The organism is uncultured Clostridium sp. (assembly GCF_900547735.1).
Classification (GTDB): domain Bacteria; phylum Bacillota; class Clostridia; order Lachnospirales; family Lachnospiraceae; genus Otoolea.
On sequence record NZ_URHZ01000017.1, the window covers coordinates 57915 to 79305 of the forward strand.

Here is a 21391-nt window from a genome sequence, read left to right on the forward strand (position 1 = left end):
CGTCATTTCCACTTCCAGGTATTTCTGGAATTTGGAAGTGGATTATGATATAATGTCCGCAATGCGGACATTATATCATGCGCATGCAGATTTCTGCGCTTGCCGCAGAAAGTCTGGCGCTGAATTCCGTCGGAGACTCATATTCACAAAGTGAATATGATATAATGTCCGCAATGCGGACATTATATCATGCGCATGCAGATTTCTGCGCCTGCCGCAGAAAGTCTGGCGCTGAATTCCGTCGGAGACTTATATTCACGAAGTGGATATGATAAAAAATGATAAAACAGACTGAAACAATTGTTTAGTATTTCTATAGAAGGAACAGGCAGAATGAGAAAAACGATAAAGAAAGCTATAATTTTACTGGTGATATTCGTGGTGGCCCTGGCCGCCTATTTCATATGGTCTTCAAGAAAAGGGGAGGATGGAGCCGTCTACACGTCGATTGAGGACGCCAATCTTCCGGTCGTCTACATGGGGCTGTTTGGGAGCAGGATGAACTGTCTCTACGGTTTTATTGAGGACAAGCATACCAGCGCCGGACGCGGAGACCTGACGGTCCTGCCGCAGGACCGCAGACTGCCCATCACCTTCCAGGATGTGGATTCCAAGGTAAGGGGGATCCAGTATGAAATAAGGAGCCTGGACGGCGAACGCCTTGTTGAGAGGACGGTCCTGGAGGAGTGGACCCAGGAGGGGACGGACGTAAATGCCGTGCTCCCGATCCAGAACCTCTTGACGGCCAACGAAGAATATATGATGACAATCGCTATTTCCACCGAGGATCACCCGGCGGTTTATTACTATACCAGGGTTGTATGGTCGGAGAACAATCATATGGAAGAAATGCTGACTCTGGCCAGGGAATTTTCCGATAAGACGTTCAGCTATGATACGGCCAGGGATTTAACAACCTACCTTGAAACGGATTTGAACGCGGATAACAGTTCCCTTGGTGAGGTGACTCTGAAAAACAGCTTTACCCAGCTTACGTGGCGCGGCATGGAGATGAAGCGTGAGAGTGAGGTGTCCATCCATATCAAAGAGATGCAGGGCATCATGGGAATTATTGAGCTGAATTACGTGGCCAGTACGGCGGATGAGGACGGGGAACAGGAATATTTTGACGTGACCGAGAGCTTTACCATGAAATGGAACACCCAGAGAACGTATATGATGAACTATGACAGACGCATGAACCAGATTTTTTCCGGAGACAGCAGCCTGTATTCGGACAAACGCATTATGCTGGGTATTTCCGACTCCGATGAACTGCAGACCATGAGCGATCCTTCCGAAAAATACCGCGCCTTTGTGGCAAACCGCGCGCTGTGGTGCTACGATGCGGAAAAAGGGAGCAGCACAAAGGTTTTTGCATTCAGAAAGAGCGAAGATGATCTGAGGACGAATTTTAACTCTTATGGTGTCAAGATTCTTTCGGTGAGTGAAGAGGGTAATATCGACTTCCTCGTATATGGATATATGAACAGGGGTAATCACGAAGGAACAACGGGAGTGGCCCTCTACAGATATGAGAGCGGGGACAATACATTGACGGAACGCCTCTATCTGCCTTCAAGTGAAGATTACTGGAGCCTGCGTCAGGATATCGGCCGTCTGAGCTATTTAAGCAGCAATCAGACGCTGTATCTGCTGATGGATCACGCCGTTTACGGGGTGGAACTGTCCGGTAAGGAATATATGGTGGTGGCCGACGGCCTGACGGAGGAAAACTTTGCCGTCAGCGCAGACGGTTCCAGGATTGCCTGGCAGGACGGGGATGATATTTACAGTTCTGAGAAACTGAATGTCATGGATTTGAAGACGGGCAAAAAGGATGAGATACGTTTCCAGGATCAGACGGTGATCCGTCTGGTGGGCTTTGTCGGCAGCGATTTGGTGTACGGGCTGGCAAACCCCGGTGAAAAGCTGATGACGGATGGCCGCGTAACGGGCCTTCCGCTCTATGCTCTTGAGATTGTGGGCTGTAACATGGAGACCGAAACGAGGTATGAACGTCAGGGACTTTATCTGACGGACGTACAGATACGCGACAGCCGCGTCCACATGACCAGAATGCGCAAATCGGGCAGTGACTATGAAACGGCGGACGAAGACACGCTTGTATGCAATGAGGAAGTGATTGCCGATCCGCTGGCCGGAATCGGATACCTGGCGGATTCGACCAAGGGGCGCCTGTACTTTGTGCAATTGAATACCCAGACAGCCAAATCCCGCAGTATCAGGGTCCATGTGCCGAAGAAAGCGGTCGCCGAGGAAAATAATGTCATAACGCTGACGGCAAACAGGCCGATGAACATCAGGCGGTACTATGCGTACGGCGGAGGCAGGATGAACGGTTCCTTTGTGGACTTCACTCAGGCGGTGCAGGCGGCTTATGATGATATGGGCCTTGTCACCGACCAGGATGGCCGGGTGTTCTGGGTGAGGGCGAACCGGAACGACGCGAGGACCATAAAGGATATACAGAATGAAGTGGCCGTGATTAAGCGGTATCTGGATGAAATGGCCCAGGGACTGGAAGAATCTTCGGACGGAGTCCAGTTTGTAAACGCAAGGGGATGCACCCTGAACCAGGTCCTGTATTTTGTTTTCCGCGGCCGTCCGGTAGTAGCCTACCTGGGCAATGGAAGCTATGGGCTGATATACGGATATGATCAGTACAACATTTCCTGCCTCTGGTTCCCGGGAACGGAATTCGCCTATATTGAGAAGATAGGACTGAATGACGCGGCGGCATTTTTCACAAATAACGGCGCAAACGACTTCATCGGATTCCTTCCGGCACAGTAGCAGATACTGGTATTGCAGGGGTTACTGTTCACAGCGCAATGCGGCGTGAGCAGTAACTTGCAGGTGGCTGAAAACGTAAAAAAGTGGACGAAACCTTTACAAATCCTGACGATATGGTATAATCAGTAGAAAGCGATTGTTAGAAATTAAGAATTCTGTAACAATATACATTGTTTTTTAATATATTTTTGAGGTGCGAGGATGGAACAATATATTATGAAAGGCGGCAACTCTCTGGTAGGAGAAGTCATTATCAGCGGAGCAAAGAATGCTGCTTTGGGAATCTTGGCTGCATCAATCATGACGGACGAGGATGTTCTGATAGAGAACCTTCCGGATGTCAGAGATATCAATGTGCTTCTTGAAGCGATAGATGAGATCGGCGCCGACGTGGATCGTATTGACAGACATACGGTCCGTATTAATGCAAAGAACATTAAAGAGGTCAGCGTAGATGATGAATATATACGCAAGATCCGTGCGTCTTACTATTTTATAGGCGCTCTGCTGGGCAAGTATAAGAGTGCGGAAGTGCCGCTTCCCGGCGGATGTAATATCGGCAGCAGGCCGATCGACCAGCATCTGAAGGGGTTCCGTGCCCTCGGTGCCAAGATTGAGGTGGAGAAGGGTGCAGTAGTGGCCCATGCCATCGATCTGGTGGGCAGTCATATTTATCTGGACGTAGTTTCCGTAGGGGCTACGATCAATATTATGATGGCGGCTACCCTGGCAGAAGGCGAGACTATCATTGAGAACCCTGCAAAGGAACCTCACGTAGTTGACGTTGCCAACTTCCTGAACAGCATGGGAGCCAATGTCAAAGGAGCCGGTACGGATGTAATCCGTATTAAAGGAGTCCACAAGCTGCATGGAACGGAGTATTCCATTATTCCCGATCAGATAGAAGCAGGGACATTCATGTGTGCCGCCGCGATCACCCGTGGCGATGTTATGGTACAGAATGTTATTCCGAAGCACCTGGAGGCGATTACCGCCAAGCTGATTGAGCTGGGCTGTGAAGTCAGGGAGTTTGACGAGGCCGTACGCGTTGTAGGCAAGCCGAAACAGAAACATACGGATATCAAGACACTGCCATACCCGGGATTCCCGACAGATATGCAGCCACAGATGACCGTCACGCTGGCCCTGGCGGAGGGAACCAGCATTGTTACAGAGAGTATTTTCGAGAACCGTTTTAAATATGTGGACGAGCTTGCCAGAATGGGAAGCAATGTCAAAGTAGAAGGCTATACCGCCATCATCAGCGGAGTAAAGAAGCTGACGGGAGCACAGGTGAATGCACCGGACCTGAGAGCCGGCGCCGCGCTTGTCATTGCGGGACTGGCTGCCGAGGGATATACGATTGTCGACGAGATAGGATATATCCAGAGGGGCTATGAGAATTTTGAGAAGAAACTTCAGGGCCTGGGAGCCGTAATTGAGAAGGTGGATTCTGAGAAAGAAGCCCACAAGTTCAAATTAAAAGTAGGCTGACGGACAAAGTGCCTGTGATATGATTCGGGGCAGAGCAGTGGATTTCGGTAGATTACCGGAATCCGGCGCTCTGCCCCGAATTTTTTTATTGAGTGGCAATGAAAAGTTCGCGAAGCGTGCTTTTCGTTGTTCATAGGAAATTCAGAGGCGTCCCCGCATCTCAATTAAAATTTCCTGATATTACTTGACATAGGAAAAAGAGTATGATATCGTACATGTTGCAGTTAAATAAATTAAAAAGTACGTAATATCCCTTATTCAGAGTGATGGAGATACAAAGGATCTGTGAAGTCACGGCAACCCCGTTTAGGCAGGAAGGACAGGATGTCCCGAATGCGAGAGGCGGAAGGTGCCAGCCTGAGCGAGGCGCCGGAATGTTCCGGTCAATCGAGCAATAAGAGGATTTGATAGACCACAATCAAGTCCGTATTGCTACGGACTTTTTATTGATCTACGATGAAAATACCGCGGAGCGTGCTTTTCGTCGTCTTTTAAAAACAAGGAGGAATACAATGGAGAAACTACTTTTCACATCTGAGTCAGTGACCGAAGGCCATCCGGATAAAATGTGCGATCAGATTTCCGATGCCATTCTGGATGCTTTATTAGAGCAGGATCCGATGAGCCGCGTTGCCTGCGAGACGGCTACCACGACAGGCCTTGTCATGGTAATGGGTGAGATTACAACCCAGGCCTATGTGGATATTCAGAAAATCGTGCGTGAGACAGTGCGTGAGATTGGATATGACAGGGCTAAATACGGCTTTGACTGTGACACCTGCGGTGTTATCACAGCGATTGACGAGCAGTCCACCGATATTGCAATGGGAGTGGACAAGGCTCTGGAAGCCAAAGAGAATAAAATGTCCGATGAAGAGCTGGAGGCAATCGGAGCCGGTGATCAGGGCATGATGTTCGGTTATGCTACAAACGAGACGGAAGAATTTATGCCTTACCCGATTTATATGGCACACAGACTGGCCCGCCGCCTGACGGAAGTGCGCAAGGACGGAACTCTTCCTTATCTCCGTCCCGACGGAAAGACACAGGTTACGGTAGAGTATGACGAGAACGGTGCGCCAATCCGCCTGGATACGATTGTTCTGTCTACACAGCACGATGAGAATGTAACCCAGGAACAGATTCATAAGGACATTAAACGCCATGTTTTTGACCCGATTCTGCCGTCCGGCATGATCGATTCCGAGACAAAATTCTTTATCAACCCGACCGGACGTTTTGTAATCGGCGGCCCTCATGGGGACAGCGGACTGACCGGACGTAAGATTATCGTTGACACCTACGGCGGATATGCCCGTCACGGTGGCGGCGCGTTCTCCGGTAAGGACTGCACCAAGGTAGACCGCTCGGCAGCTTATGCGGCCCGTTATGTGGCAAAGAATATCGTAGCCGCGGGACTGGCGGACAAGTGCGAGATCCAGCTTTCCTACGCAATCGGCGTGGCACAGCCTACGTCCGTTATGGTCGATACCTTCGGCACCGGTAAACTGAGTGATCAGGAGCTGGTCGGCATCATCCGTGAACATTTTGACCTGCGTCCGGCAGGAATCATCAAAATGCTCGATCTGCGCCGTCCTCTTTACAAACAGACTGCCGCATACGGTCATTTCGGCCGTAATGATCTGGATCTTCCGTGGGAGAAACTGGACAAGGCAGACCTGCTCAAAGGTTATTTAAAATAATAGATGGTAAAATTTAAAGAGAGTTCCGTATTTGCGGGACTCTCTTTTTCTTCAGCAGGAAATGCTGCCAGAAGTACCATAAACAGGGCATTCTAGCGGAATCAGGAAGAATATTTTATAATACTTTTAGAAACGAAGGAGTCAAAATATGATATACTTATCATTAAGAAAGTGAAAAGATATGAGAAAGCCTCACGAAGCTTTTAAGAAGCGGGTTTTCTCATATTTTTCTGATTACCGTAAGGAGGTGCCGAAGGTATCATATGAAGATAAAGACACGTCTTGCTATTGCATTTATCACAATTACGGTGGTTCCTATTGCACTGATTTATATTGCCGTTATGGGACTTGTCAATTATCAGGGACGTTCCTTCCAGAAGAACTACGGGCTGAATGAACAGGTTGATCTGCTTTCCGGCAACTCCATGCAGGTATTTAACCGTCTGACACAGGGGGTTCAGAATACAATCCGCAAGTCGGTGGAGGCAGACCCCTCCATTTTTGACGACGAGAGCTATCTGGAATCCCTGAACGACGAGCTGGAGAAGAAGTATTCCTACCTGATTGTCAGAAAAGGGGATGAGCTTACTTTTTCCGGTGCGTCCGAAGGATTTGAGCTGGCGGACCAGCTTCCGCCCTATGATGATTACAAGGTGAACGCATCCGGCGGTTTCTATCTCGACGGCGAGGAACAGCACCTTTTAAAGCAGATTGATTTTACATTCTCGGACGGGGCGGAGGGCAGCCTGTTTATTGTAACGAACGTAGGCGAATACGTTCCGGAGATTAAGTCGATGATCAGCGAGATGCTGCTGGTGGGAGTGCTGATTATCTGTTTCACGGCCGGTATCCTGATTATGTGGGTATACAGGGCGCTGCTGCAGCCGCTGAACAAGCTTCAGGAGGCCACGAAGAAGATTCGTGACGGTAACCTGGACTTTACACTGGATGTGGACAACGATGACGAGATTGGCCTGCTCTGCCAGGACTTTGAGGAGATGCGTTTAAGACTCAAGGAATCCTCGGAGGAGAAGCTCCAGTATGACAAGGAGAGCAAGGAACTGATCAGTAATATTTCCCATGACCTGAAGACGCCGATCACGGCTATCAAGGGTTATGTGGAGGGAATCCAGGACGGTGTGGCATCATCACCCGAAAAGCTGGATAAATATATCAAAACGATTTATAATAAGGCTAATGATATGGATCGCCTGATTGACGAGCTGACATTCTATTCCAAGATTGATACGAATAAAATACCGTATAACTACACGAAGATCAACGTGGCGGAATATTTCGGGGACTGTGTGGAAGAGGTCGGCCTGGATATGGAGACCCGTGGAATTGAGCTGGGATACTTCAACTATGTGGACAACGACGTTGTGATAATTGCCGATGCGGAGCAGATGAAGCGCGTGATTAACAACATTATCGGCAATTCCTTAAAATATCTGGATAAGAAAAAGGGAATCATTAATATCAGAATTAAGGATGACGGTGATTTTATCCAGATTGTGATTGAGGACAACGGGAAAGGAATTGCGGCCAAGGACGTGCCATTTATATTTGACCGCTTTTACAGGACGGACTCCTCCAGGAATTCTTCCAAGGGAGGCAGCGGCATCGGCCTGTCCATCGTGAAGAAGATTATTGAGGATCACGGCGGCAGGATCTGGGCTACGAGCAAAGAAGGAATTGGCACTGAGGTTCATTTTGTGCTTAGAAAATACCAGGAGGTTATTCAGGAATGAGCAGAATTTTAATTGTTGAAGACGAAGAGAGCATCGCGGAGCTTGAGAAGGATTATCTGGAACTCTCCGGCTTTGAAGTAGAGATGGAGAACAACGGGGAATCAGGACTGAAACGGGGCCTGGAAGAAGATTTTGATCTGCTGATTCTGGATCTGATGCTTCCCGGTATGGACGGTTTTGAGATCTGTAAGAAAGTCCGCGAGGTGAAGAATACTCCGATTATCATGGTTTCGGCAAAGAAAGACGATATAGACAAGATAAGAGGCCTGGGCCTGGGCGCCGACGATTACATCACAAAGCCCTTCAGCCCGAGTGAGATGGTAGCCAGGGTAAAAGCCCATATGGCAAGATACGAGCGCCTGATTGGCAGCGGAACCCCGGAGAACGAGATTATAGAAATCAGGGGCTTAAAGATCGACAAGACGGCAAGGCGCGTTTATATTAACGGGGAAGAGAAGAATTTCACCACGAAGGAATTCGACCTTCTGGCCTTCCTTGCCCAGAACCCTAACCACGTGTTTACGAAGGAAGAACTCTTCAGTAAGATCTGGGATATGGAATCCCTCGGAGATATCGCTACCGTTACGGTGCATATTAAAAAAATCAGGGAGAAGATAGAATTCAATACTGCAAAGCCGCAGTATATTGAGACGATCTGGGGTGTAGGCTACCGGTTTAAGGTGTGATATTGACATAACACTTGATCTGGTGCAGAATAATCTTAGCCAGGAAGTTAAATAAGTCCATTTGGACACAAAGAGAAATCCCGTGTATGCCAGTACACGGGATTTCCCTTATGGTAAGCGGTTACCGCAGGAGCTTTCGTTTTTCCGTATTCCCCACCTACACCACAAAACTTCCACGGGACTGAAGACTCACAATCCGCCCCTACTCTTTCGATAACTCATTCTTCAACGTCTTAGCCAGCTCATCCGGCGCATTCTCATGCATAACTTCCTTCCAGGCCGACAAGAGATTTTTCCGCTCCACAACACAGGGAGAGATCCCGATATATTCATATCCCCTCTGGTTCAGCAGCGCCTTGGCGGTAGCCTGTCCCGCGGCGACGCCCTGGTCGTATGCCTTCTGAGCGCTCAGACCGAGCACGATATCTTCATCGGCCAGGATTCTTGCTATCTCATAATCTAAATCAAAGGTCACAATCTTAATATCGCAGCGGTTCAGTTCCCGCATTGCCCTGATCACTCCGAGTGCGGGGCCTTCCCAGGACACATAGAGCCCCCTGATTTCCGGGTGGGTGAGAATCATCTTTTTCGCCACCGTATAGGCGTTTTCTATCTGGTAAAACGGTTCCGATTCCACGATTGTGATATTCGGATATTCCTCCCGTATCGTTTGTTCCGCAATCATGTCCCTCAGATAGGTTCCGAGGAATTTGCTTCCGTGTACGATGAAACCGACTACCACATTCTCTTCCTTCTTGAAGTGTTCCCCCAGGAGCACGGCTCCGCCCCGCCCGTTTTCACGCTCATTGGTGGAGACGAGGGAATAGTAGTCCCCCTTGCTCATCCCGTCCGGCACATTGCTGATAAAAATCAGTTTCGTCTCTTTGGATAGCTGACGGAACTTGTTGGCGGTGGCGGTATCGTCGACCGGAATCGCAACAATGGCGTCCACCCCCTGCATTCGCAGGCTCTCAAGCTGGATCGCCTGAAGGTTCGGGTCAAAATTGGAGTCGGTGACGGAAACAATGTTGACGCCGCACCGGGACAGAATATAGCGCAGCCCCTTCTCGTGCATGGCGGCCCACTGGGTGTTGCCGTAGTGGAAGGAGACGCCCACCCTGTATCTGCGCTCCTGCAGTTCTTTTACTTCAGACGGGGTCAAATCCAGATTGTCGGGAGAAACGGTGGTTTCACCGTACGGTCCCTTGCCGATCATCTTGACGGACTTCCTGATTTCTAAAAGAGACGGGATATGTACTTCCTCCACCTCAGTAACTCCGTTTATCTGTTCAAACAGGAGTCTCAGAGCATTCTCGGCCATTCTGTGGCAGTCGTGGGAGAATGTTGTGAGGGGCGTGCCGAAGAGGTGGCACCATGATTCATCACTGAAACCGATGACGGATAACTGCTCGGGAATATCGACGGCAAGCTGCTGCAAAGTAGAAATCAGAATCAGCGTAATCCGGTTGCCGCAGGCAATATAGGCCGTGGGTTTAAAATTCTCATAATGGCTGATGATGGCCCGCTCACAGTCCTTATTATTGTACAGATTCATTTTGACAATGTTGGTGTCGTCACAATGTACGCCTGCGTCGTACATGGCGTCCAGGAAACCGGTTAACTGCTCATTGACCGTGGAAATTTCCCTGTCCGACATCAGAATGCCGATTCTCTTGTGTCCGCTGTTGAGGAGGGTCTGTGTTCCCTTATAAATAATACTGTCGCTGTCGGCCACTACACAGGAGATGGAGTGGTCCGAGACTGTGCGCTCAATGCAGACAAGCGGCATACCCCGCTGTCGTATCTTCTGATAGTACCGGCTGTCCTGGCCGGAGGGGGCAATTATGATTCCGGCGGTCTGGCGGCTGCTCATCAGGTTCTCCAGAATCCGCTTTTCGGAGGCAATATCATCGAAGGTCAGATAGATGGATACCGAATATCCTTTGGACTCACAAAGCTCCGTAATGCAGGTAATAATCCTGGTAAATAAAGAGCCGCCCACATTGGGAATTACGACGGCTATGACGGATTTTTCACCTATCCTGGCAGTGCCGGGCTTTTTCTGCGCTTTCACCTGATAATTCGTATCGCGGATAGCCTGCAGGACCTTTTTTGTCAGCGCGGGTTTCACGTATCGCGTTCCGTTTATGACATGAGAGACGGTTGCAATCGAGACCCCGGCTTTTTCCGCAACATCCTTGATCGTTGTAGCCATGTAAAATCCCTCCCCTGTTATTTACGTAAATTCACTTATACTATATCAATTTATAAAAACAAAGTCAAATTCTATTCGAGGCAGCGGAGGAAGGGAGAGAGATTTTTATAAAACATAATGGTAAAAAATAGAAGAAAAACGGTGAAAATGGCTTAAATTTACGTAAAAAATGAATTTGCTTTATCATATTAGCACAAAATGCACAAAACATTCCTGTTCAAAACGCAGAATATTATAAAAACCGTTGACGCTGTCAGACTGCAATGATATCATTTACGTAAACAAAGCGGCGCGCGAAGCTTAATGCAGTAAAGTAAGAAGTCAACCAAAGAGGAGGATACAAAAATGAAGAAAACAATCGCAAAGGTAATGGCATTCACAATGCTGGCGGCAACACTGGCCGGATGCGGCGGCTCGGGAAATAAGACGGAGACTCCGGCGGCAGAAGCAAAGACAGAGGGAGCAGCTTCTGAAGCGGCAGGAACGGAAGGAACCGAGGGCGCAGAGGGTACGGCATCCTATAAATTTGCATTTCTTCCTAATACACAGAATAATACATTCCAGGCGGCAATGAACGACACATTTAAAAAGCTTTGCAGTGAAAAGGGTTACAGCTATGTGTGCCTTGACCCGGACTATGATTTAAATACCCAGTTATCCCAGATGGCCGATGTGGCAAACCAGAACTTCGACGCAGTGTTCGTAATTCCGGTTGACTCCGCAGGCATCAGACAGGGACTTGAGCAGATACATGAGAAAAACATCCCGATCCTCAATGTGGATACCCCGGTGATCGATGATGATTTAGATTTAGTGGAAACCGTAATTGCCACCGACGCCTATAATGCGGGTACCTTGGTAGGACAGCAGATGGCAGCGGACTATCCGGACGGAGCAAAGATTGCCATTTTGGATTTCCCATCCAATGAATCATGCGTAAACCGCGTGGCCGGTTTTATGGACGGCCTCGGCGCTGCAAAGGATAAATTTGAGATTGTCGCACAGCAGGACGGCGCGGCAGCGCTTGATATTTCCATGCCGATTGCAGAGGATATTATCCAGGCCAACCCGGGCATCAACGCATTCTTCTGTATCAACGACCCGTCGGCCCTCGGCGCTGCAGCCGCCATCAAGGCATCCGGAAAGACGGATATCGGCGTTTACTCCATCGACGCATCTCCGGACGGCAAGGCGGCAATCCTGGACGGTTCCTTCACCGCAGTGGCGGCACAGGTTCCGATTGGCATCGCAGAGACGGCATTTGAAAAAGCGGAAACACTTTTAGCCGGCGGCGAAATTGAAAAAGAAATCCTGTTACCTTCTTTCCTGGTTGACAAAGAGAAAGCAGAGGCGACACTGAAAGATTGGCAGTAAATTACGGTTTAATACTGCGGCAGTAACAGTACGACACGGCAGGCGCTTCTCTAACGGAAGTGCCTGTTTTCAGAAATGCAGGTGAGCGAGTGGAAAACATTGTATTAAAGATGACAGACATATCAAAAAGCTTCGGTGGTGTCCACGCTTTAAACGGGATTCATTTTGAGCTGAGAGAAGGGGAAATCCATGCCCTGCTGGGGGAGAACGGAGCCGGAAAGTCTACGCTTATCAAGGTTCTGGGCGGAATTTACAGACCGGACAGGGGCGTCATAAGCATCGGCGGAAAAGAGATTGAGATAGATAACGTCCAGACTGCCAGGGAGCACGGAATCGGAATCATTCATCAGGAGATTGTGCTGGTTCCTTACCTGACCGTGGCGGAAAATATTTTCCTGGGACGCGAGATTCTGGACCGGTTCGGTTTTAAGAATATGAAGGAAATGCTCCGTCAGGCCGGAGAAATGTTAAAGCGTCTGGGACTGGAGATTGAGGCGGACACAAAGATTGCGGATCTGACCATTGCCCAGCAGCAGATGGTTGAAATCGTAAAAGCAAGCTCATTTAACGTGAAAATCCTGGTTATGGATGAGCCGACCTCTTCCCTGTCGGACGAAGAGGTGGAAAAGCTGTTTGAGACTATGACAAGGCTGAAAGCGCAGAAGGTAAGCATCATATATATTTCCCACAGGATGGAAGAACTGTTCAGAATGTCGGACCGGATTACGGTCATCCGGGACGGTTCCTATGTCGGAACGGTAAATACAAAGGAAACAGACACCGACGAGCTGGTGGCCATGATGGTCGGCCGCAGCCTTCAGAATTATTATACAAGAGATTACGATACACTCCGGGAGGACAGTGTAATCCTGGAAGTAGAAAATCTGACGAAGAAGGGCGTTTTTGAGAATATCAGCTTCAGAGTCAGAAAAGGTGAAATACTCGGTTTTGCAGGACTTGTGGGGGCCGGAAGAAGTGAGATTATGACCTGCGTCTTCGGCGCCGACCGCTTTGATTCAGGCCGGGTCATCTTGAACGGCCGGGAGGTGCGGTTTAAGAACTGCCTGGAAGCCATCAATCAGGGAATTGCCATGGTTACGGAGGACAGAAAGAAGACGGGGCTTACACTGATTAATTCGATCGTGTTTAATACAACCCTCTCAAGCCTGAAGTACTACGCCAGGGGCCTTCTGCTCAGCGATGCGAAGAAAGAGGCGGTTACGCAGGAATACATAAAGAGCCTGAATATCAAAGCTCTGTCGCCTGATGCGGCGGTGGGCAGCATGTCGGGCGGCAACCAGCAGAAGGTGGTAATTGCAAAGGCGCTGGCGACAAAGCCGGAAATACTGATACTGGACGAACCGACAAGGGGTGTGGACGTAGGCGCGAAAGCCGAGATTTACTCCATTATTAACGAGCTGGCAAAAGAGGGAATGGCGATTATCATGATCTCCTCGGAACTTCCCGAGATAATCAACATGTGCGACAACGTGTGCGTTATCAAGGAGGGCGTCAAGACGGGAGAAATTGGTCATCTGGAACTGACACAGGAACGAATTATGAAATTGGCTACGGGAGTGTAAAATATGAAAAATAACAGTTTTATGAAAATGCTGAAAGGAAATTCCGGAATCATTGCAGTGCTCGTCATCATCTCCATTATCCTGAGCTTCGCGTCACCGGTTTTCCTCACCACGGACAACCTTCTGTCTGTTCTCAGACAGGTATCAAATAATATGTATCTTGCGCTTGGAATGACACTCGTCATTATCCTGGGAGGGATTGACCTCTCCGTGGGCACCTGTGTCGCCATGTGCGGCACCCTGACGGCCGGACTCATGGTCAACCAGGGAATGCCGATGGCCGCGGCGATCGCGGTGGGCCTGTTTCTCGGAACGCTGGCCGGATTCTTAAACGGTTTAATCATCGCCACCTTTAAGGTGCCTGCCTTTATTGTAACCATGTCTATGATGAATGTGGCCAAGGGCGTCGCATACATCTACTCGGGAGGCCGTTCCATCAGGGTTTCCAACGACGTATTTACCGGAATCGGAACAGGGAAATTATTCGGCGTCCTGCCGCTTCCGGTTGTGTACATGGTCGTTCTCATCATTATTTTTATTGTTGTATTAAACAAGACGAAATTCGGAACCTATATATTTGCCATCGGAGGCAACCGGGAGTCGGCCAGACTTTCCGGCGTGCCGATTAAAAAGGTGGAGATTGCGGTATTTACCATATCAGGTTTCCTGGCGGCATTCGCCGGTATCGTCCTTTCCGCGAGAATGTATTCCGGCCAGCCGGGCGTCGGAGAAGGGTATGAGCTGGACGCAATCGCAGCCTGCGTGCTGGGCGGAATCTCCATGACGGGCGGTGTCGGAGCCGTATCGGGAACAATTTTCGGCGCGCTGGTAATCGGCATCATCAGCAACGGTCTGAACCTGATTGGACTCAGTTCCTTCTGGCAGTTGGTTGTAAAGGGCCTGATTATCGTCCTGGCCGTCATCATCGACACCCAGAAGGGAAAAGATAGTGTAGTGAAACGCATCATAAGAAACGCGAAGGAGAGAGCATAAGAAATGGATATTTTCAGGAAATTAAGCTGGGCTGATTCTACAGGGGATGCAATTCCCCTCTACCACGACGGCGTCTATCATATTTTTTCCCTGACCTCCCCTCCCGGAACGACCGTTTATCCGGCGAGACTGAGGACCACATGGGAGCATTCCGTATCAAAGGATCTGGTGCACTGGGAGGAAGTGGGAACCGCGCTTTACCCGGGGGAGGGTGAGGAACCCGACGCCTGCGGCGTGTGGACCGGAGCCGCCGTCTATGGGGAAGGACAATTCCATATTTTCTATACGGGATACAACTATAATGTGCATTTTGAGCAGACAATCTGCCATGCGGTGAGTGACGACGGAATCCATTTTGAAAAGGATCCGAAGAACCCGATTATTATTCCCAATGAGGAAGAATATGAGGTAGGGGACTGGCGCGACCCGTACGTCTTCTACAATGAAGACGACGCCTGCTACTGGATTCTGATATCAGGAAGGAAGAAGGAGGGACCGCCGTCCAGAAGGGGCTGCATCGTCCTGTACCGCTCTAAGGATCTTAACAACTGGGAGTATTACGGACCGATTTACCAGCCGTTCCATACCAACTGTCCGGAGTGCTGCGAGATGTATAAGATAGGCGATCTCTGGTATCTTTCCTACTCGCGTTTTTCCGAATTTGTCAACACGATCTACCGCATATCCGATTCGCCGTTCGGGCCGTGGAGAACGCCGAAGATGGACGGAATCGGCGGACGCCGGTTCTATGCGGCAAAATCGCTGGTCAATGACGAGGGCCGCAGATTCTACTTTGCATGGGCCCACGACCGGGCGGAGCAGAGCAATTTCGGCGAATGGTACTGGGGCGGACGGTTCTGTATCCCTCACGAGGTATGCAGAAATGCGGACGGAGAACTGGATGTGAAGCTCCCGAGGGAATATGCGGAGGCATTTTGTACACCGGTGGAGTGGAATTATGTGGATATCCTCGGCAAATCCGTAAAATATGGGGATAAGTGCGTTTACCTCGATTCCGTCGGCACGTTGTCCTATGGATTTGTGGATGTGAAAGAGGAGAGCTTCCTGTTTCGTTGTAAGGTAAAGCCGGTTAATATGGCGGATCATTTTGGCCTGCTTCTTAAATCCGACAGGGATGCGACCCAGTGTATCGTTCTTGCGTTTGACAAGGGGATGCAGCGGGCCGAACTTTTGAACCTCCCGATGGGAGTGGATCCATTCTGGGAGGCATCCTGTACCAACATCGGAACACCGAAAGACGCAGGCCCGGACGGCATCCGGGTATGTGAAAAACCGTTTCCGTATGAGGATGGCGATGTGATTGATCTCAAGGTGGTGATTGACCGCGATATGATAGAGATTTTTGCCGGGGAAAAGATTGCATTTACCTACCGCTATTTTGGAGAGACGGATTACCAGATCGGGCTGATGGCCCAGGATGGCTGTGCGGAATTCTTTGACATTGCGGTGAGGAAATAAGAGGACATTAAATGTAGAAAGACATTACCGGAGCATGCCTGAAAATTGGAGGAATGAATTTTCGGGCACGCTCCGATAATATGGGAGAGAAACATGCAGAATACAGATGTAACCGCTCTCGGTGAACTGCTGATTGATTTTATCCAGAATGGGGAATCAGACCAGGGCAATCCCCTGTTTGAGGCGAATCCCGGAGGCGCGCCCTGTAATGTGCTGGCGATGTTAACCAGGCTGGGCAGGAGGACACAGTTCATTGGAAAAGTCGGCCGGGACCGGTTTGGACGGCAGCTTAAGAGAGAACTTGAACATATGGGAATCGGCACGGCAGGTCTTATTGAGGATGCAAAGATACCGACCACACTTGCGCTGGTGCACAAGCTTCAAAACGGGGACCGGGATTTTTCCTTCTACAGAAATCCAGGGGCCGATATGATGCTTGCCTCCGGTGAAGTGGATTTTGGACTGATTGAGAAATCAAAGATATTTCATTACGGTTCCCTGTCCATGACGGACGGACCGTCCAGGGAGGCTGCGAAAAGGGCCATTGAAACAGCCGGGAAAGCCGGTCTGCTGCGCTCTTTTGACCCGAATCTGAGGCCGCCTCTGTGGAATTCGGAGGATGAGGCTAAGAAGCAGATCCACTATGGCCTGGCTCACTGCGATATTCTCAAAATATCCGATAATGAAATACAGTGGCTGACCGGCCTGGAAGATTTTACAGACGGCGTAAGAGAACTTAAGAAACATTATGATATCAGGCTCATCTGCGTTTCCATGGGAAAAGACGGCAGCAGGGCCTACTATGACGGAATAATGGTGGAGGTTCCCGGTTTTATTCAGGAAGGGACCGTTGAAACGACGGGAGCCGGAGATACGTTCTGCGGCTGTGTGCTCCACTTTGTGCTGGAATACGGCCTTGATAACCTGGATGAGGGTAAAATCAGAGAGATGCTCACATTCGCCAATGCGGCGGCCTCGCTCATAACGACGAGGAAGGGCGCGCTGAAGGTGATGCCTGAGAGAGAAGAAATTGAGGCATTAATTTCTGCCCGAAAGGCAGGAAAATAAGTTGATTAGCGGATGGAGGCTCCCCGAGGAAAGGGGAGCCTCCATTTTCCAGTTACGGTTACATTATGAGGCTGAACAGCCAGGAGGAGGGCCAGATTAAGATTAAAGACGGCAGCAGGTTTACCGCGCTGATATGCTTAATCTGCGCAATGCTCAGTCCCAGGACAAAGGTAAGCAGTCCTCCCACGGCTATAAAATCATTCAACATGGCGGACGTGGTCAGGGGCATAATGAATTGTGCGGAATAAAAGCAGGCGCATAAAATCATAAATTGCGGAAGAACGATCAGATTCATTGCCCGGCCCAGAGTGGCGGCAAAAATCGTGGCGGCGAAGATATCCATGACGGCTTTTGAGAGAAGTATTGTCAAATCACCGGTCATCCCCTCGTTAATTGCCCCGAAAATATTCGTTCCGCTTGCGCAGAAGGTAACCGCGACAATGAGGTAGAAACGCATATAGTCCTCCTTATTACCCGAGATCTTAAAATGCAGTTTTTCCAGGATACGTTCAAACAGTGAATTTACCCTGCGGTCCAGATTCATCATTTCCCCGGCCAGCGCGCCCAGTATAAGAGCCAGTATCACGGCGGGTAAAGACTGGAGCTTCACCATGGAAGTGATTCCGATTGCAATGGCGGCAATGCCGAAAATAACATTCATCGGCTGTTTGATGCGCTCCGGCACCCGGCTTTTAATCGTACTCCCTAAATTCGTCCCAAAGAGGACACAACAGCAATCAATTATAATTCCTTTTGGTATCATACTTACCCTGTCCCTTTCTCATCACTTATTATTCTGTCATCGTGCCTGTTTATTAAATTTTACAGAAAATCTAACCTGCCGGCGAACCCGCATTCCCTGTGTTTTTCCATTCCAGGCAAAAGTGATGTGACATTTTAACATAGCAGATTTCCGCAGTCAAGATTTAGAAATGATAATATTTATCAGTAGAAACAGAGGCGGGATTGTCCCGGCAGATAAAGGCAGGCTCTCCGGAAAATGCGGGAAATCGGGACGGCGTGTCCTTTTTTTGGTACTGCTCACAACGGAGGCAATTGGACAGGGGGCCTGTTGACTTTTTTATAAAATTACAGTAATATCTGACTGACAAAGATATAAAACTTGACCGCGGTATCTTGAGGGATGCGGCGGAAACGCGGAACATTTTGTGGAAATGCCAACAGACAGAAGGACACTGGAATATGGGAGCAGGAACGGAAGAAAGAAACCGCAGTAAAGGCGGAAACCATGCCGGGAACAAAGCGGAGATGAGTTATAAATCAGGCGCCAGATCAGGCGGTCCGGCGGACAATAGAAGAGGGGCTGGGAAAGGGGCGGCAGACGCAGGGGGAGGAAACTCCCATGGGTCTGTGCTGGAACGGCTTTGTACGGTCTTCGTACAGCTCTTATTCGGAGCGGTGCTCTTATTTCTCATTGTCATAAGCGCCACAACGACCTGCCGTGTGTATGGAGGAGCGGAGAAAGTGCAGTATGGCCCGGACCAGCCGGTTGTCCATATACTCCTGATGATTATTTTTCTGGCAGCCGGTGTATGGTTTTGCCGGAAACGCAGTTCAGGGCAATGGAAACACAGCCTGACCGACAGGCAGTACCGCAGGCTCATCATTGCACTGGCGGGCTTTTACCTGATATGGCTTTTAATGACAATGTACTGGCCCAATTCGGATCAGAGAATGGCGATGGAATCGGCACGATCTCTTCTGGCAGGGGACTATTCGCCCTGGGATGAGGTCGGTTTCGTCTATGCGTCTCCAATGGTGCCGGTGGGGTATGCTTATACGTATCCGTCCCAGAACGGTCTGATTCTTTTTCTGGCGGTGATTGTCATGATTTTCAGGGACATTACGCCGTATGCGGTTCAGATCCTAAATATCGGGTTTTTGTTTGGAGGCGTTTACTGTCTCAGCCGTCTGGCGGTGGAACTGTTCGGGCTTAAAAGCATCAGGGGACTTCTGATTTTGACATTCGGCTGCCTGCCCTTTGCCTTCTACATTACATTTGTGTACGGCACCATGCCGGGCTTTTGTTTTTCCTCTGCGGCGCTGTATTTACTATACCGCTATATCCATACGGATAAAATAGGCAGTCTTCTGCTTGCATCGCTGTTTGCCGCCGCGTCCGTGCTTTTGAAATCAAACTATCTGATTGTGCTGGTTGCGCTTGTTATCTATCTTTTATCGGAAGGCGTATTCAGGAAGAGGGCGGGATTTCTGGCTGCCGCGGTTTTAATGGCGGTTGTTTATATGGGCAGCGGGAAGGCGATGAATGCCTTTCTGGAAAATGTGACGGGGAAACCCGTGTCGGGAGGAATCCCCATGACGGCCTGGGTGGAAATGGGACTCCAGGACGGGAGCCGCGGCCCGGGATGGTACAACGGCTATAATGTCAGTGTCTTTGCAGGAAACGGCGAGGATACGGAAAAAACAAAGGAGGCCATCCGGGAGGACCTGATGGACACGATATCGGAATTCGGCGCAGATCCGGAGGCGGCTGCGGACTTTTTCTTAAGAAAGGCAGAGTCTGTCTGGGCGGAGCCCACCTTCCAGAGCCTGTGGATTCAGGAGGTAAAAGGAGGTTCCTGGCTTCTGCCGGGATTTACGGACTCCCTTCTCAAAGAGGGAGGGCTTCTGAACAGGGGGTACATGGCCGTCAGTAACTGGTTTCAGACCTTTATTTATGCGGGTGCCTTTCTATTCCTTCTGACGGGCATGAAACGGACGAGATGGGAACAACTGATTCCGGCGATTATTTTCATCGGAGGTTTTCTCTTCCATATGGCTTGGGAAGGAAAAGGACAGTATACGGTCTGCTATTTTATTCTGTTAATCCCCTACGCCTTTGCGGGAATCGGCAGGACAATAAAATGGCTGTCCGGCAATGGCGGCGGACAGCACTGAGTTATTATAAGTAAAATATAATTTGTCTTCAGTCTGAACGGTTCGGAAACGCTGAACCGTTAAAAATAGATACGTTTTGCATTCCGGTAGAACACATTATCCCAGTGTTTTTCCGGAATGATTACTTTTGTGAAATCAATATAATCTCCGTAGTTGGCGAGGGGCCAGTCGGTTCCGAACATCAGCTTATCATAGCTCTGTGCATAGGAAATCCATGTTTTCAGAGCCTCCACATAACCCTTCTGTTCTTCTAACAATTCTTCCAGCACCAGTTTCCCTTCCAGAAGGCCGGATAAATCGGCGGCAACATTCTCATTCTTCTCCAGGACAGCGGCGGCGTCCATCAGCCAGGGATTGCCAAAGTGGCACATGACAAACTGAACGTCGGGATGCGTGACCGCAACCTCATCCAGAGTTAGGGGATGGCTGTATTTCAGGAACGCGTTGGAGCCGGCGGTTTGACCCATATGGATCGCAACCGGTTTCTTATACGTTTTGGCCAGTTCATAAATGGGTTCATATCTCTGGTCGCTGATATAGACAGGGCTGTAACCGGGATAGAGTTTGATCCCGGCGCAGTTGTCCCTCTTAAGGTGGATTTCCACCAAATCAAAGGCGTCGGCAATCTCATGATTTTTCAGATAATTACTGTCAATTCCAATACAGTACCGTAAAAAAGTGGGATAATCATGCTCAGCCAGGGAAAGGCCGTGGTTTCCCATCACAACGCCCGCCTCAATCCGGTACTTCTCATACTGTTCCCTGAGATGCTCGGCTGAATTTATATGTTCCGCCCGCTCCGCAATCTTATCAAAATAAGGAGAGCCGGGGCAAAAGTGCAGGTGTGAATCAATGATCTTCATAAAAACACTCCTTTTGAATCAAGGTTTTATAGTTATACAATGCAGGTTGATAACAAGTTTAGAACTGAATGGGGGAAAAGTCAATGGAGAGTTGGGGGAGAAATGAGAACGCCGCCGGGACGGCCGGGGGGGCGGAATGGTGAGGGGGGAGGTTGTGAGTCTTCAGTCCCGGGCGTTAGGTTGTAGGGGCGGGGGATACGGGCAGAAAAAATTTCCTCCGGGAACCGCAAACTGGAACCATGTAGTGGCCGCGACAGAGTGTGCCACCCCTTAGAATAAGAGGACAGTTCAGCCGTGGCAGGCGTTGTGGGGGGGCAGAAACCTTGGCGTCTTCAGTCCCGGTCATAGTCTGCCCGTGGGGGAGGAGGACGAAAAAATTTCCGGAGGGAACATTGGAGTCCATCGGCACTTACCGAGGTTTTGCACGAGGTTAGTGTCCGTTATGC

General features: G+C 49.6%; 14 protein-coding genes and 1 riboswitch. Of the genes, 11 read left to right on the plus strand and 3 right to left on the minus strand.

Translation table 11 applies throughout. The features are described 5' to 3' along the window. Positions 1 to 333: 333 nt before the first annotated feature. From QZT18_RS07700 to QZT18_RS07720, 5 genes are all read left to right on the plus strand, one after another. Complete coding sequence (locus tag QZT18_RS07700) at positions 334 to 2817, plus strand: hypothetical protein (RefSeq protein WP_294146253.1); 2484 nt, start codon at positions 334 to 336, stop codon at positions 2815 to 2817. Positions 2818 to 3018: 201 nt separating this feature from the next. Beyond that, the gene (locus QZT18_RS07705) at positions 3019 to 4311 is read left to right on the plus strand and encodes a UDP-N-acetylglucosamine 1-carboxyvinyltransferase (RefSeq protein ID WP_125141878.1); all 1293 of its coding nucleotides are present in this window, start codon (positions 3019 to 3021) and stop codon (positions 4309 to 4311) included. A 251-nt stretch (positions 4312 to 4562) separates the two neighbouring features. Further along, positions 4563 to 4712, plus strand: a riboswitch (SAM riboswitch). A 111-nt stretch (positions 4713 to 4823) separates the two neighbouring features. Further along, positions 4824 to 6014, plus strand: a complete 1191-nt coding sequence (metK, locus tag QZT18_RS07710; protein ID WP_294146257.1) for a methionine adenosyltransferase — start codon at positions 4824 to 4826, stop codon at positions 6012 to 6014. Between the two features lie 263 nt (positions 6015 to 6277). Further along, positions 6278 to 7765 carry a HAMP domain-containing sensor histidine kinase gene (locus QZT18_RS07715; RefSeq protein ID WP_294146259.1) on the plus strand — a complete coding sequence of 496 codons (1488 nt, stop codon included), beginning with the start codon at positions 6278 to 6280 and terminating at the stop codon, positions 7763 to 7765. Further along, positions 7762 to 8451 (plus strand): response regulator transcription factor, encoded by a 690-nt coding sequence (locus QZT18_RS07720; protein WP_125141881.1) that lies wholly within the window; start codon positions 7762 to 7764, stop codon positions 8449 to 8451. Before QZT18_RS07715 ends, QZT18_RS07720 begins: the two co-directional genes overlap by 4 nt. 202 nt (positions 8452 to 8653) lie before the next feature. Here the strand turns inward: QZT18_RS07720 and QZT18_RS07725 are convergent, their stop codons facing one another. Then, positions 8654 to 10666, minus strand: a complete 2013-nt coding sequence (locus tag QZT18_RS07725; protein WP_294146263.1) for a LacI family DNA-binding transcriptional regulator — start codon at positions 10664 to 10666, stop codon at positions 8654 to 8656. A 345-nt stretch (positions 10667 to 11011) separates the two neighbouring features. Between QZT18_RS07725 and QZT18_RS07730 the strand changes: the two genes are divergently transcribed. The 5 genes from QZT18_RS07730 to QZT18_RS07750 all read left to right on the plus strand — a co-directional run bounded on the left by QZT18_RS07730 (position 11012) and on the right by QZT18_RS07750 (position 17163). After that, positions 11012 to 12040 carry a sugar ABC transporter substrate-binding protein gene (locus QZT18_RS07730; protein ID WP_294146264.1) on the plus strand — a complete coding sequence of 343 codons (1029 nt, stop codon included), beginning with the start codon at positions 11012 to 11014 and terminating at the stop codon, positions 12038 to 12040. A gap of 89 nt (positions 12041 to 12129) precedes the next feature. Then, on the plus strand, positions 12130 to 13623 hold the full coding sequence (locus tag QZT18_RS07735) for a sugar ABC transporter ATP-binding protein (protein WP_294146266.1): 1494 nt from the start codon (positions 12130 to 12132) through the stop codon (positions 13621 to 13623). 3 nt (positions 13624 to 13626) lie between these two features. After that, on the plus strand, positions 13627 to 14616 hold the full coding sequence (rbsC, locus tag QZT18_RS07740) for an ABC transporter permease (RefSeq protein ID WP_294146268.1): 990 nt from the start codon (positions 13627 to 13629) through the stop codon (positions 14614 to 14616). A gap of 3 nt (positions 14617 to 14619) precedes the next feature. Further along, positions 14620 to 16095, plus strand: coding sequence for a glycoside hydrolase family 32 protein (locus QZT18_RS07745; RefSeq protein WP_294146270.1), 1476 nt, complete (start codon positions 14620 to 14622; stop codon positions 16093 to 16095). A 93-nt stretch (positions 16096 to 16188) separates the two neighbouring features. After that, positions 16189 to 17163: a carbohydrate kinase gene (locus QZT18_RS07750; protein WP_294146272.1), complete on the plus strand. Its 975-nt coding sequence runs from the start codon at positions 16189 to 16191 to the stop codon at positions 17161 to 17163. Between the two features lie 58 nt (positions 17164 to 17221). On the opposite strand, the gene QZT18_RS07755 is transcribed toward QZT18_RS07750, so the two are convergent. Further along, positions 17222 to 17926, minus strand: a complete 705-nt coding sequence (locus QZT18_RS07755) for a DUF554 domain-containing protein (RefSeq protein ID WP_294146274.1) — start codon at positions 17924 to 17926, stop codon at positions 17222 to 17224. A gap of 440 nt (positions 17927 to 18366) precedes the next feature. On the opposite strand from QZT18_RS07755, the gene QZT18_RS07760 reads away from it, so the two are divergent. Then, positions 18367 to 20082 (plus strand): hypothetical protein, encoded by a 1716-nt coding sequence (locus tag QZT18_RS07760; protein WP_294146275.1) that lies wholly within the window; start codon positions 18367 to 18369, stop codon positions 20080 to 20082. A 59-nt stretch (positions 20083 to 20141) separates the two neighbouring features. Here the strand turns inward: QZT18_RS07760 and QZT18_RS07765 are convergent, their stop codons facing one another. Continuing rightward, complete coding sequence (locus QZT18_RS07765) at positions 20142 to 20945, minus strand: amidohydrolase family protein (RefSeq protein ID WP_294146277.1); 804 nt, start codon at positions 20943 to 20945, stop codon at positions 20142 to 20144. Positions 20946 to 21391 lie beyond the last annotated feature (446 nt).